The sequence below is a fragment of the Bradyrhizobium sp. genome, assembly GCF_030697065.1.
Classification (GTDB): Bacteria; Pseudomonadota; Alphaproteobacteria; order Rhizobiales; family Xanthobacteraceae; genus Bradyrhizobium.
The window spans coordinates 1-11,833 of sequence record NZ_JAUYQU010000241.1 but is presented as its reverse complement, the minus strand read 5'-3'; the positions used below and the strand labels follow the sequence as shown (position 1 = coordinate 11,833).

The following is an 11,833-nucleotide window of genomic DNA, read 5'->3' as shown; positions in this document are numbered from 1 at the left end:
GCCAGCCACGGCGTCTGCGCCACCGTCATTCCCAGGAGCGACCACACCACGACGAGGACGAGCAGGGCGATGGTTCCGATGAATTTGCGGGTGCGTATGGTCATGACGGGAATGTGCATCTCCTGGGCCGGGACGCGGCTTGCGTGAGCGAAGGGGCGGACTATAAGGGGCGCGCCAATTCATTCAAGCGCAGCGTCGATGACCGCCAGTTCCGCAACCCAAGCACCGCATAGCCGCGCCGTGAGGTGGTGGCTGCTCTCGATCGCAGCGCTGATCGCGATCATGGTGCTGGTCGGCGGCGCCACGCGGCTGACCGAATCCGGACTTTCGATCGTCGAGTGGAAGCCGGTCACCGGCACGCTGCCGCCGCTCGGCGAGGCGCAATGGACGGCGGCCTTCGAGGCCTACAAGACCATCCCGCAATACCGCGAACTCAATGCGGGCATGTCGCTCGACCAGTTCAAGACCATCTTCTGGTGGGAATGGAGCCACCGGCTGCTCGGTCGCGTGATCGGGGTGGCCTATCTGGTGCCGTTTCTCTGGTTTCTGTGGCGCGGCGCCTTGAGCACGCAGCTGAAGCGGCGGCTGTGGCTGATCTTCGGTCTCGGGGCGCTGCAGGGCGCGGTCGGCTGGTGGATGGTGGCGTCGGGCCTGACGCTGCGGACCGAGGTTTCACAATATCGTCTGGCCACCCATCTCGTGCTGGCGCTGGTCATATTCGCAGGCATCGTCTGGACGCTGCGGCGGTTGGCGGGCCGGCCGCCGGTTATCGTCTCGTCGCGGCTGCGGATCACCAGCCAGGCGCTGCTGGCGCTGACCTTCGTGCAGCTCTATTTCGGCGCGCTGGTCGCCGGGCTGCGCGCGGGAAGGGTCTACAACACCTGGCCTGAGATCGACGGTGCATTCATTCCCTCGGCTGAGCGGCTGTTCTTCGAGCAACCGTGGTGGCGCAATCTGTTCGACAACCCGCTGACGGTGCAGTTCGAGCACCGGATGGCGGCCTATGTGCTGCTGGCGCTGGCGATCCTGCATGCGGCCGACGCGATCCGATCGCGCGCCGGGAGTGCTGTGGTCAACGGCGCGGTGTGGCTGGTGGCGGCCATCATTGTGCAGGCGGTGCTGGGGATTCTCACACTGCTGCATCAAGTGCCGATCGACCTCGCATTGGCGCACCAGGCCGTGGCGATGGTAGTGCTGACGCTTGCGATTTTCCAGGTCGAGCGACTGGCGGCACCGCCGGTATCGGTGGAGCGCAAACTGGGCGTGCCCGCCGATCAGATCGGCTGAGCCGCTAGCACCAAGGGTTGCCGTAGCTGTTGAGACCGCAGCTGTAGCCATAGACCCAGCCGTTCCAGGCGGCGACTTCCGGGACGGCATATCGGGGCAACCGATATGGAGTAACGACCGGCAACCGGACGACACGGACCGCCGGCGGAATGTTCCGCACATATCCGCTCGACCGCGTGAACATCACGTCGGGCCCATCATACAGGGATTGGGCGGTAGGGTACGGCGTCGCCACCGTCGTCCTGAACCTGTAATTCGCCCGGGGAAGCCCCGGCGGCAACTGGCTGGCGGCGCGTCGCGCGGCGGCCTTGCCGGCGGGGCCGGCCGCCTCGACAGTTGAGGGGATCGCAAGCATCGCGACCAGAAACGGCATCATCCAGCGCGGCATGGTCGGCTCCGAATTCGGACGGCTGCAGCATGCCATTTTTGAATGCGGGGCGGGACGGGATTGCGCAACGAGGGTTAACAGGGGATGTCCTGTCTGCCATGTCGGCTTTGGCACGAAGCGGACGTATGGCATTGCGGATGAGTCTACGGCGTGGGACGGAGGGGCAACGCAACACCGACGATGGTGTTGCAGAGCACCTCTTCGCGTCGCATCTCGAACAGCTCGGGCCGCTTCGATGCTCGCGGATGAAAACGCAACAGCGTCATTCCGGGGCGCGCGAAAGCGCGGACCCGGAATCTCGAGTTTCCGGGTCTGCGCCTGACGCATCCCGGAATGACGAAAGCCCTACGCCCCCAGCGCCTGCTCGAGGTCGGCGATCAGATCTTCCTTGTCCTCGATGCCGATCGACAGCCGCACCACGTCGGGGGCGGCGCCCGACTTGATTTTGGCAGCGTCGTCGAGCTGGCTGTGCGTGGTCGAGGCCGGATGGATCACCAGCGAGCGGGTGTCGCCGACATTGGCGAGATGCGAGAACAGTTTCAGGTTCGACACCAGGTTGACGCCGGCTTCGTAGCCGCCCTTGAGGCTGAAGGTGAAAACCGCGCCGGCGCCCTTCGGCGCGTATTTGCGCGCGAGGTTGTTGTAAGGGTTACTCGCCAGGCCGGAATAGTTCACCGCGGCCACGGCCGGATGGCCGGCGAGATACTCCGCCACCGCCTTGGCATTTTCGCAATGCTTCGCCATGCGCAGCGGCAGCGTCTCGATGCCGGTGAGGATCATGAAGGCGTTGAAGGGCGATATCGCCGGGCCGAGATCGCGCAGGCCGAGCACGCGGCAGGCGATCGCGAAGGCAAAATTGCCGAACGTCTCCTGGATCCTGATGCCGTGATATTCCGGTCGCGGCTCGCAAAGCATCGGATATTTGCTGTCCTTCGACCAGTCGAAGGTGCCGGCGTCGACGATGACGCCGCCGAGCGAGTTGCCGTGGCCGCCGAGGAACTTGGTCAGCGAGTGCACGACGATGTCGGCGCCGTGATCGATTGGGCGGATCAGATAGGGCGTCGCCAGCGTATTGTCGACGATCAGGGGCACGCCGGCCTTGCGGGCGACCGCGGCGATCGCCTCGATATCGGTGATGGAGCCCGCGGGATTGGCGATCGATTCGATGAAGATCGCCTTGGTGCGCGGGGTGACGGCGCGTTCGAAGCTGCCGGCATCGTCCGGATCGGCCCACACCACGTTCCAGCCGAAACTCTTGAAGGCGTGGCTGAACTGGTTGATCGAGCCGCCATAGAGTTTTCGTGCCGCGATGAACTCATCGCCGGGCATCATGAGTTGTTGAAGAACGACCACCTGGGCGGCGTGCCCCGATGCGACGGCGAGCGCGGCGGTGCCGCCCTCGAGCGCGGCGACCCGTTCTTCCAGCACCGCCTGGGTCGGGTTTCCGATCCGGGTGTAGATGTTGCCGAACGCCTGCAATCCGAACAGCGAGGCGGCGTGGTCAGCGTCGTTGAAAACGAATGACGTGGTCTGGTAGATCGGCGTCGCCCGGGCACCGGTGGTGGGATCGGGCTGCGCGCCGGCATGGACGGCGAGGGTGGAGAAACCCGGAAGGCGGTCGGTCATGGTGTTTCCTCTTTGACGGGCCCGTCGCCGCGGTGTGGCGCCGCCTGATGGCGCCGCGCGGGACAGGTGAGACAGTGCGGCCTTGTAGTGCGAGACGGCGCAATCCGCGTCCTGCGTTCGGGGGACATTCGCGGCAGCCGCGCCCGCCGTCAAGGTGATCGGGGGCTTGATCGGCGATTGAGAACGACCATGCTTCGGTTTGCCGCGCTCTCAAGAGATTCGTTTCGCAATTGCGTCACGCAAGATCGTTTTTGTTTTTCGCGGCGCGGTCGGATGCGGCGGTCTCGCCGCCGCCGACGCTCGTTCGGTCGAGCGACAGCCGCATGCCCTGGGTCGGCATCGGCGCGCGCTTCGAGCTCAGGGTGCGCGAATTGACGCCCATCCAGGAAATTTCCGAGGACAGCCGGCCATATTCGATCTTCGGGCAGCGGTTCATCACGACCTTGAGGCCGGCAGCCTCCGCTTTGGCCGCAGCGGCGTCGTCGCGTGCGCCGAGCTGCATCCAGATCACCTTCGGCAGCGGATCGAGCTGCAGGGCTTCCTCGACCACCGGCATGATGTGGCTCGAATTGCGAAAAATATCGATCATGTCGACGGGGCGGCCGACATCCCCGAGCGAGGCGACGAAGGGTCTTCCCAGCAGGTTCTTGCCGACGTGACCGGGATTGACCGGGATCATGTCGTAGCCGCGCTGCGCCAGATATTTGAACGCGAAATAGCTCGGCCGCACATTGACCGGCGACGCGCCGACCATCGCGATCGACTTCACGCCGTTGAGGATGCCGCGGATGTAATCGTCGTCGTAATTGTCATGGTTCATCTACAACAGCCATTCCATTCTCCGTCATTCCGGGATGGTGCGTTAGCACCAGACCCGGAATCTCGAGATTCTCAGGTGCGCAATTGCGCACCGTAGTTCGGCTCTCCGAGCCGCCCCGGAATGACGGTCTAGTGATCCTGCCATGTCGGCGCGCGCTTCTCGATGAAGGCGCCGATGCCTTCCTCGGCGTCGCGGGCCATCATGTTCTCGGTCATCACCTCCGCTGCGTAGCGATAGGCGTCGGCGAGGTTCATTTCGGCCTGGCGGTAGAAGGCTTCCTTGCCGAGTTTTATTGTATAGGCGGATTTCAGCGCGACCTTCTGCGCCAGCGCGATCGCGGCGTCGCGTTCGGTGCCGGCGGTCACGACGCGGTTGACGAGGCCGATGTCCCGCGCCGTCGTCGCCGCGATCGGCTCGCCGGTCAGCAGCATTTCCATCGCCTGCTTGCGCGGGACGTTGCGCGACAGCGCCACCATCGGGGTCGAGCAGAACAGCCCGATATCGACGCCCGGCGTGGCGAAGGTCGCGGCCTCCGACGCCACCGCCAGATCGCAACTCGCCACCAGTTGGCATCCGGCCGCGGTGGCGACGCCCTGAACGGCGGCCACCACCGGCTTCGGCAGTTGCACGATCGCCTGCATCATGGCGCTGCAGGCGTTCATGATGGTGGCAAAGTAGGCGCGGCCGCGATCGGCATCGCTGCGGCGGGCGGTCAGTTCCTTCATGTCATGGCCGGCGGAGAAGGCCGGGCCGTTGGCCGCGATCACCACCGCGCGCACGCCCGCATCGTCGTGGATTTGGTTCAGCGCACCATGCAGCTCGGCGATCAGGCCCTCCGACAGGCTGTTGCGGGCCGCTGACCGGTTGAGCGTCAGCACCGCGATGCTGCCGACTTCCTCCCGCAGCAGAATTGGCGATGGCGGCGTGGCGGCGCGGGCGGTTTGGGCAGGCATCGGAAATTTTCCACTAGGGCAGCTGCGTCACCATAATGTAACAAGCCTCGCGAGGCGAGGCGGGAAAGTGACGGGAGAGACATGGCAGTTGTGAAAATGAGCGTGGCCGAACTGGAGGAGTTCCTTCGCGTCGAGTTTCCGCAGTCGTTCGGCAGCGGCGATACCACGATCGAAAGCGCCGACGGAACGACCTGCCTGTTGCGGCAACGCTACAGCGCGCGGATGCTTCGTCCGGGCGGGACGGTGTCGGGACCGACGCTGATGGCGCTGGCCGATTGCGCCATGTATGTGGTGCTGCTGTCGGCGATCGGCCCGATCGGCCTCGCGGTCACTACCAATCTCAACATCAATTTCCTGCGCAAGGGGCAGGCCGGCCAGGATATCCTCGCCGAGGCCAGGCTTCTGAAGCTCGGCAAGCGGCTGGCGGTCGGCGAGGTCAACCTGCTGTCGGGGACGTCCCCCGATCCGATCGCGCATGTGACATCGACCTATTCCATTCCAAATACTTGATGTTTTATACGGTACTATAACACCATAATTACAAGCCATTGTTTTCGCTATTGAAATTATGCGCTGCGGGCGTTGACGCGTGCGGCGGAGCAAACTAGAAAACGCCCAGTTCGGCGCAGTCGCGTCCGATATCCCCATTCACGGATTTTCTCACATGAAAACGTTTTCGGCCAAGCCCGCCGAGGTGACGAAGAAGTGGGTGCTGATCGACGCCAAAGGTCTGGTCGTCGGCCGGCTCGCCACCATCGTCGCGACGCGCCTCCGCGGCAAGCACCTCCCGATCTACACGCCGCATGTCGATTGTGGCGACCACGTCATTATCATCAACGCGGCGCATGTCGTGCTGACCGGTCGCAAGCGCGACAACAAGGTTTATTACAATCACACCGGCTTCATCGGCGGCATCAAGGAACGCACCGCGAAGTCGATCCTCGAGGGTCGTTTCCCCGAGCGCGTGGTCGAGAAGGCCATCGAGCGCATGATCCCGCGCGGCCCGCTCGGCCGGGTGCAGATGGGCAATCTGCGCGTCTATCCCGGGCCGGAGCATCCGCATGAGGCCCAGCAACCCGAGCCGCTCGATATCGCTTCGATGAATCGCAAGAACATGAGGGCCGCATAAGATGTCCGACACCATGCAGTCTCTCGACCAGTTGTCGGCGCTGAAGACGGCTTCGCCGGAAGCGCCGAAATACGTCAAGAAGGTCGACAAGCAGGGCCGTGCCTACGCCACCGGCAAGCGCAAGGACGCGGTCGCCCGCGTCTGGATCAAGCCCGGCGCCGGCAAGGTCATCGTCAACACCCGCGAGGTCGAAGTCTATTTCGCCCGTCCGGTGCTGCGCATGATGATCCAGCAGCCGCTGGTCGCCGCCGCCCGCGCGGGACAGTACGACGTGATCTGCACCGTGGCCGGTGGCGGTCTGTCGGGCCAGGCCGGCGCCGTGCGTCACGGCATCTCGAAGGCGCTGACCTATTTCGAGCCTGATCTGCGCGGCGTCCTGAAGAAGGGCGGCTTCCTGACCCGCGACTCCCGCGTGGTCGAGCGCAAGAAGTACGGCCGCGCCAAGGCGCGCAAGTCGTTCCAGTTCTCGAAGCGCTGATTGCGTCGAACGGCAGCGATCGCTGCCAGCCGGAATACCAAAGGGCGCCTTCGGGCGCCCTTTTTGCTGCGCATTTGCCGAGCAGTTGACGCAAGTTTTTTTGAAAACTTTTGTATGCGTGCAAACGATTTGCCAATAGGGGCGGTATTAGCGTGCGCCCTGGCGACGGCGCGGATTATTTCAGGCGCGCCGGCTGCCGGCGCATCACGAACCTCCGGTGGACCATGTCGCTCGATATTTCCACGCTGTATTTCGTTGCCACCATGGTTGCGGCCATGCTGGGAGCCATGCTTTTGTTTTTCGGCAGGCAGGAGCATATCCCGGCGCTGAACTGGTGGGGCACCGCCTATCTGCTGGGCGCGGCATCGGTCGCACTGTGGACACTTGCCGCCGGCTCGCTGGGCGAGGTGCTTTCGCTGGCGCTCAACGCCGTCGGCTTCGTGGCCTGCGGCATGGTCTGGAACGCTTCCCGGGTATTCCACGGCCGCGAGCCGAACTGGCCGGGACTGGTGCTGGGCGCGGTCGCCTGGATCGCCGCCGTGATGACGCTGCCGCCGGAAGCCTCCGCCATGCGCATGACCATCGGCGCCGGCATCGTGGCGGTCTATGCGGCGCTGACGGCTGGCGAATTGTGGTCGGACCGGCGCCGGGCGCAGCAAAAGCGCTGGCCGGCGATCGTGGTGCCGGTGCTGCACGGTTTCGTGCTGATGCTGCCGATCCTGCTCGGCGATCTCTTCCATGCCCATGATGCGTCGTTCGCCGGCAGCATCTGGGTGACGGTGTTCTCCATCGAGCTCGTGCTCTACGCGGTCGGCACCGTGTTCGTGATCTTCATGCTGGTGTCGGAACGCGCGGTCACCGCGCACAAGACGGCGGCGTCGATGGATCCACTGACCGGCATGTTCAACCGCCGCGGATTTGCCGAGGCATGCGCGCGGGTGATCGATCGCGAGGCCAATGCCGGCCGCCCGGTCACGGTGATGATCTTCGACATCGACCATTTCAAGTCGATCAACGACCGCTTCGGCCACCCGGCGGGCGACGAGATTCTCAAGCTGTTCGCGGCCGTCGTGGTCAACGGGCTGCGCATCACCGACCTTTCGGGCCGGATCGGCGGCGAGGAGTTCGCAGCCTTGCTGCCCTGTTCGCTGGAAGAGGGCGTCGTCGTCGCCGAGCGCGTTCGCGAGGGCTTCGAAGGCTCAGGTATCGTCGACGAGACCGGGCCGGTCGACACCACCGTCAGCATCGGGGTGGCCGGTGGCCCCGCCGGCACCGAGCTCGAGGTGCTGCTGGCGGCGGCCGACACCGCGCTCTATCAGGCCAAACGCGGCGGCCGCAACCGGGTCGAGGCGGCCGAGGAGTTGCCGCTGTCGCTGGAAAACTGGCGCCGCAAGACCGCGGGTATCGCGCGCCAACCGCAGCAGCCGGCCGTTGCGCGGCTCGCGTAAGCGCAGGCGGTAACCCCGCGTTTACCATTCCATCGATATCATGGGGACCATGAATACGGTCCCCAGCCATAGCGCCAATGCCGCTTTGATGTCGCTCGAAGCTGCCGCCGCGGCGGCACGCGGCGGGTTCGCCTGCATGTTCTCGACGTCGGACGAATATGAGACGGCGCTGATACTGGAACGACGTGCGCAGGGCCGTTACGACGCAGCGCGGAGCCGCTGGCCGCTGGCGATGTTTGCCGGCTGCACCCTGATGGTCGCAGGCACCGTGCTGCTCTTCAGCTGAATGCCGCGGGACGCGCATGCCGGGGCGCCGCAAGGCGCCCTTTTTCTTTGCTGCGGGCCGCGCTAGAGACGTCAGGTCCCCAGCGAAAGGCCGCCCCCGATGATTACCGAAATCGCACAGATCGACATCAAGCCCGGCTCCGAGAAGGATTTTGAGGCAGCGGTCGCCAAGGCCCGCGCGGCCTTCGGCGCCTCCAAGGGGTTTCACGGCCTCGAGCTGCATCGCTCGATCGAGAAGCCGCAGCGCTACCGCCTGATGGTCAAATGGGCGACCCTCGAGAACCACACCGTCGATTTCCGCGGCTCGGAGAATTTCACGGAATGGCGCGGGCTGGTCGGGCAGTATTTTGCCTCGCCGCCCGAGGTCGAGCATACCGAAACGGTGCTCAGCTCGGCGGTCTGAACCCGGCCGTGGCCGCATCGGCCGGGATTTTCTCGGCCTTGAAATGATCGATCATGACCTTGGCGACCGCCATCAGCGGCAGCGCCAGCGCCAGGCCCCAGATCCCGAACACGACGCCCAGCAGAATCTGGAAGGCGAATAGCGTGGCGGGAGGAATGTCCAGCGCGTGACGCTGGATGATCGGGGTGAGGAGATAGCTCTCCAGCGCGTGCACGCCCATGAAAAGCACGAAGGCGCTGAACCCGGCGACCCATCCGGAGGCGAGGCTCGCCAGCACCACGATCAGGCCGCCGATCAGCGCGCCAATGGTCGGAATGAAGGCCAGCAATCCGGCCTGGATACCCAGAATGAACGCACTCTCGATGCCGATGAGCTTCAGGCCGATCCATGTCACGAGGAATACCGCGATCATGGTGACGATCTGCGCGATCAGCCAGCGCTCCAGCGTATCACCAATGCGATCGACGATCACGGTCGCGCGGGCGCGATGCCGCGCCGGGGCCAGGTACAACAGTCCCCTGCGATATACCGAGGGCTGCGCCGCGAACGCCAGTCCGAGAAACACCACGATAAAGAAATTTCCGACCGCGCTTACGGTGCCGAGCAGCACTTTCAGGGTCTGGCTCACGATGGCGCCGCCGCCGGAGGCGATGGCGCCCGCGCTCGGAAGGTTGTGCGGGACCGGCCCGAGGGGTGCGACCGGGGTTGCCGGCGCACCTAGCGTCGACGTAGCGGCAGGCGTGCCGATATGGCCAAGCTCGAGATAGCTGGTATCGATGCCGTTCTTCTCCAGGAAGGCCTTGACGGTAACCAGTTGCGATTTGATCGTATCGCTCAGCACGGTGGCCTGCCTCGCAATGGTGGCGCCGCCGAGGAACACCACGCCCGACAGCATGCCCGCCAGCACCAGGCAAACCAGGGTGAGCCGCAGCGGATGCGGCAGCTTGACGACGCGGCCGAGCAAATGGGTCATGGCGTTGAGTGCGACGCCGAGCAGCATTCCGGCGAAAATCAGAAACAGCGTCGCCGCGAAATACCAGGTGAACATCAGCAGGGCCGCAAACACCACGATGCCGATGCCGCCGACCGATATCGACCATGCCAGGTCGTTGCGGGCCCGAAGTCGATCGTCAGCCGAGACTGTCACGTTGATTCCCCCAGAAATCGATTTCCGGCGGCACTCTTTAGCGAAACGCGCCCGGGATCAAGCGCGGAAGGCGCCGGTTTGACGCTGGCGCGTCGGTTGTGCCAAGCGAGGCGCGGGATCCGGGCCGCGGGTCGGCGAGGGACGATCGGGATGAACTTCAAATACGTCGGTCCGCTGCTGCTGCTGGCCGCGCTGGTCATCGGCGACCAGATCAGGATCAATCGGCCCAATCACAAATACCGCCTGACTTTCGAGGTGGAGACGCCGGAAGGCGTCAAATCGGCCTCCGGCGTCATGGCGGTGCATCCGGACCGAAGCTACAGCCGCGGCGGCAAGACCACCACCAAAGGCGATGCCGTGTTCGTCGACCTCGGCGGCGGCAAGAACCTGGTCGCCCTGCTGGCGCATGGCGACAAAGCGCTCGAATTCGACGAGACCAATTATGTGGCGTTGCGCGCCTACAAGGCCGCGGGACACAATGTGTCTTTCAACCAGATGAGCCGGGCGACCGGCAAGGTGCCGGTGACAGGGGGGGTGATCCCGGTGCTGGTCAGCTTTGCCGACCCCGCCGATCCCGCCACCGCACGCCTGGTGCCGTCCGACAATGTCGAGGGCGCGCTGGGGAAGGGCATCCGGCTCCGCGGCATTTCGGCCGAGGTGGTGCCGAACGGCGTCTGGCCGCTCGATTTCGGTGGTTCGCTCGGCGATCCCGTGACCCGCGGCATCGAGGCAAAACTGCCGTGGGTGAGGCGTGGGGACAATGCGGCGGGCCGGGCGCTTCAGGCCGCGGGATTGCAGACCGGCGAGGCCATCGATTCCAAGGATGCATTCACGCGGAAATAGCAATGCAGACCGGCGCTTCGGCGTGGCATATTGATCCGTTATGGGGCGGGAGGCAGAATCCACCCGTACAAGAGACCTATCTGCCAAGAGACCTATCTGCCCGGGGTTTGTGACGTGAGATTGGAAGCCAGGCAATGAGGAGGCCGGTCGTCGGGGTGATCGCCAACGCCTATCGCGTCGAGGATCGATTTGCGACGCAGATGACCGGCGAGCGCAACTTGCGCGCTGTGGCCGAAGTCGCCGGTGCGTTGCCGCTGATGTTCGCAGGATGCTCCGAAATCACCGATCTCGGGGCGCTGCTCGATGTGGTCGACGGCGTGATCCTGACTGGCGCCCGTGCCAACGTCCACCCGACGCATTTCCGCTGCGAACCGCACCCCCGCCACGAGCCCTACGACCAGCAGCGCGACGGTCTGGCGCTGGCGCTGTCGCAGGCCTGCGTCGCGCGCGGCATCCCCCTGTTCGGCATCTGCCGCGGGCTGCAGGAAATGAACGTGGCCTTTGGCGGCTCGCTGCACCCCGAGATCCGCGAACTGCCGGGGCGCATCAACCACCGGATGCCGCGGCTGGAGAGCGGCGAAATCCATCCGGACCCCACGGTGGTTTTCGCCGACCGACATGACGTCAACCTCGTTCCCGGCGGCGCCTTCGCAACGCTGCTGGGCTGCGAGACCATCCGCGTCAATTCACTGCACGGCCAGGGCATCCTGGATCTCGGCGAACGGGTGGTGGTCGAGGGCGTGGCGGAGGACGGCACGATCGAGGCGATCCGGATAGCGGATGCGCCGGGCTTCGCGCTCGGCGTGCAGTGGCACGCGGAGTATGATCCGCAGCGCAATCCGATCAACCGCGCGCTGTTCCAGGCGTTCGGCGAGGCCCTGGCGGCGCGCCAGCGGACCGGTTAGCCGTCGCGCGAGGCAATTTCAATCGATGCTGCACGGGAGTTTCGCACCGTAGTATTACGGGGCCGGAGATTGATGTTGCTGGCGTTGATTTGAGGTAATGAAGCCGCCGAATTGGATGTCG

Annotated in this window: 15 protein-coding genes; 9 read left to right on the top strand and 6 right to left on the bottom strand. The window is 64.9% G+C overall.

Annotated elements, in window-relative coordinates; translation table 11 throughout:
* Nucleotides 1-104: DUF2842 domain-containing protein (locus Q8R73_RS19055; protein WP_305721100.1), on the bottom strand; the 104-nt coding region annotated here is incomplete at its 3' end.
* 94 nt (nucleotides 105-198) lie between these two features.
* On the opposite strand from Q8R73_RS19055, the gene Q8R73_RS19050 reads away from it, so the two are divergent.
* Nucleotides 199-1,287 carry a COX15/CtaA family protein gene (locus Q8R73_RS19050; RefSeq protein WP_305721099.1) on the top strand — a complete coding sequence of 363 codons (1,089 nt, stop codon included), beginning with the start codon at nucleotides 199-201 and terminating at the stop codon, nucleotides 1,285-1,287.
* 4 nt (nucleotides 1,288-1,291) lie between these two features.
* Here the strand turns inward: Q8R73_RS19050 and Q8R73_RS19045 are convergent, their stop codons facing one another.
* The 4 genes from Q8R73_RS19045 to Q8R73_RS19030 form a co-directional block, all read right to left on the bottom strand.
* Nucleotides 1,292-1,675 carry a hypothetical protein gene (locus Q8R73_RS19045; RefSeq protein WP_305721098.1) on the bottom strand — a complete coding sequence of 128 codons (384 nt, stop codon included), beginning with the start codon at nucleotides 1,673-1,675 and terminating at the stop codon, nucleotides 1,292-1,294.
* 345 nt (nucleotides 1,676-2,020) lie between these two features.
* Entirely contained in the window at nucleotides 2,021-3,301 is a 1,281-nt protein-coding gene (locus Q8R73_RS19040) for an O-acetylhomoserine aminocarboxypropyltransferase (RefSeq protein ID WP_305721097.1), read from the bottom strand.
* Between the two features lie 235 nt (nucleotides 3,302-3,536).
* Nucleotides 3,537-4,121, bottom strand: a complete 585-nt coding sequence (locus Q8R73_RS19035; RefSeq protein ID WP_305721096.1) for a CoA-binding protein — start codon at nucleotides 4,119-4,121, stop codon at nucleotides 3,537-3,539.
* 128 nt (nucleotides 4,122-4,249) lie between these two features.
* A complete protein-coding gene (locus Q8R73_RS19030; RefSeq protein WP_305721095.1) occupies nucleotides 4,250-5,074 on the bottom strand; it encodes an enoyl-CoA hydratase in 825 nt (274 codons plus the stop codon).
* An 81-nt stretch (nucleotides 5,075-5,155) separates the two neighbouring features.
* Here Q8R73_RS19030 and Q8R73_RS19025 point away from each other — a divergent pair, with 81 nt between their 5' ends.
* From Q8R73_RS19025 to Q8R73_RS19000, 6 genes are all read left to right on the top strand, one after another.
* The gene (locus tag Q8R73_RS19025) at nucleotides 5,156-5,584 is read left to right on the top strand and encodes a PaaI family thioesterase (protein ID WP_305318763.1); all 429 of its coding nucleotides are present in this window, start codon (nucleotides 5,156-5,158) and stop codon (nucleotides 5,582-5,584) included.
* Between the two features lie 154 nt (nucleotides 5,585-5,738).
* The gene (gene rplM / locus Q8R73_RS19020) at nucleotides 5,739-6,203 is read left to right on the top strand and encodes a 50S ribosomal protein L13 (protein ID WP_305721094.1); all 465 of its coding nucleotides are present in this window, start codon (nucleotides 5,739-5,741) and stop codon (nucleotides 6,201-6,203) included.
* Between the two features lies 1 nt (nucleotide 6,204).
* Nucleotides 6,205-6,681: a 30S ribosomal protein S9 gene (rpsI, locus tag Q8R73_RS19015; protein ID WP_305721093.1), complete on the top strand. Its 477-nt coding sequence runs from the start codon at nucleotides 6,205-6,207 to the stop codon at nucleotides 6,679-6,681.
* Nucleotides 6,682-6,905: 224 nt separating this feature from the next.
* Nucleotides 6,906-8,129: a diguanylate cyclase gene (locus Q8R73_RS19010; RefSeq protein ID WP_305721092.1), complete on the top strand. Its 1,224-nt coding sequence runs from the start codon at nucleotides 6,906-6,908 to the stop codon at nucleotides 8,127-8,129.
* A 49-nt stretch (nucleotides 8,130-8,178) separates the two neighbouring features.
* On the top strand, nucleotides 8,179-8,415 hold the full coding sequence (locus Q8R73_RS19005) for a hypothetical protein (RefSeq protein ID WP_305721091.1): 237 nt from the start codon (nucleotides 8,179-8,181) through the stop codon (nucleotides 8,413-8,415).
* A gap of 99 nt (nucleotides 8,416-8,514) precedes the next feature.
* On the top strand, nucleotides 8,515-8,817 hold the full coding sequence (locus Q8R73_RS19000; RefSeq protein ID WP_305721090.1) for an antibiotic biosynthesis monooxygenase: 303 nt from the start codon (nucleotides 8,515-8,517) through the stop codon (nucleotides 8,815-8,817).
* Here Q8R73_RS19000 and Q8R73_RS18995 read toward each other — a convergent pair.
* On the bottom strand, nucleotides 8,801-9,964 hold the full coding sequence (locus tag Q8R73_RS18995) for an AI-2E family transporter (protein WP_305721089.1): 1,164 nt from the start codon (nucleotides 9,962-9,964) through the stop codon (nucleotides 8,801-8,803). The two genes, Q8R73_RS19000 and Q8R73_RS18995, sit on opposite strands and share 17 nt — an antisense overlap.
* 150 nt (nucleotides 9,965-10,114) lie before the next feature.
* On the opposite strand from Q8R73_RS18995, the gene Q8R73_RS18990 reads away from it, so the two are divergent.
* Both Q8R73_RS18990 and Q8R73_RS18985 read left to right on the top strand, forming a co-directional pair.
* Entirely contained in the window at nucleotides 10,115-10,807 is a 693-nt protein-coding gene (locus Q8R73_RS18990) for a hypothetical protein (RefSeq protein ID WP_305721088.1), read from the top strand.
* A 134-nt stretch (nucleotides 10,808-10,941) separates the two neighbouring features.
* Nucleotides 10,942-11,712 (top strand): gamma-glutamyl-gamma-aminobutyrate hydrolase family protein, encoded by a 771-nt coding sequence (locus Q8R73_RS18985; protein ID WP_305721087.1) that lies wholly within the window; start codon nucleotides 10,942-10,944, stop codon nucleotides 11,710-11,712.
* Nucleotides 11,713-11,833: the final 121 nt, after the last annotated feature.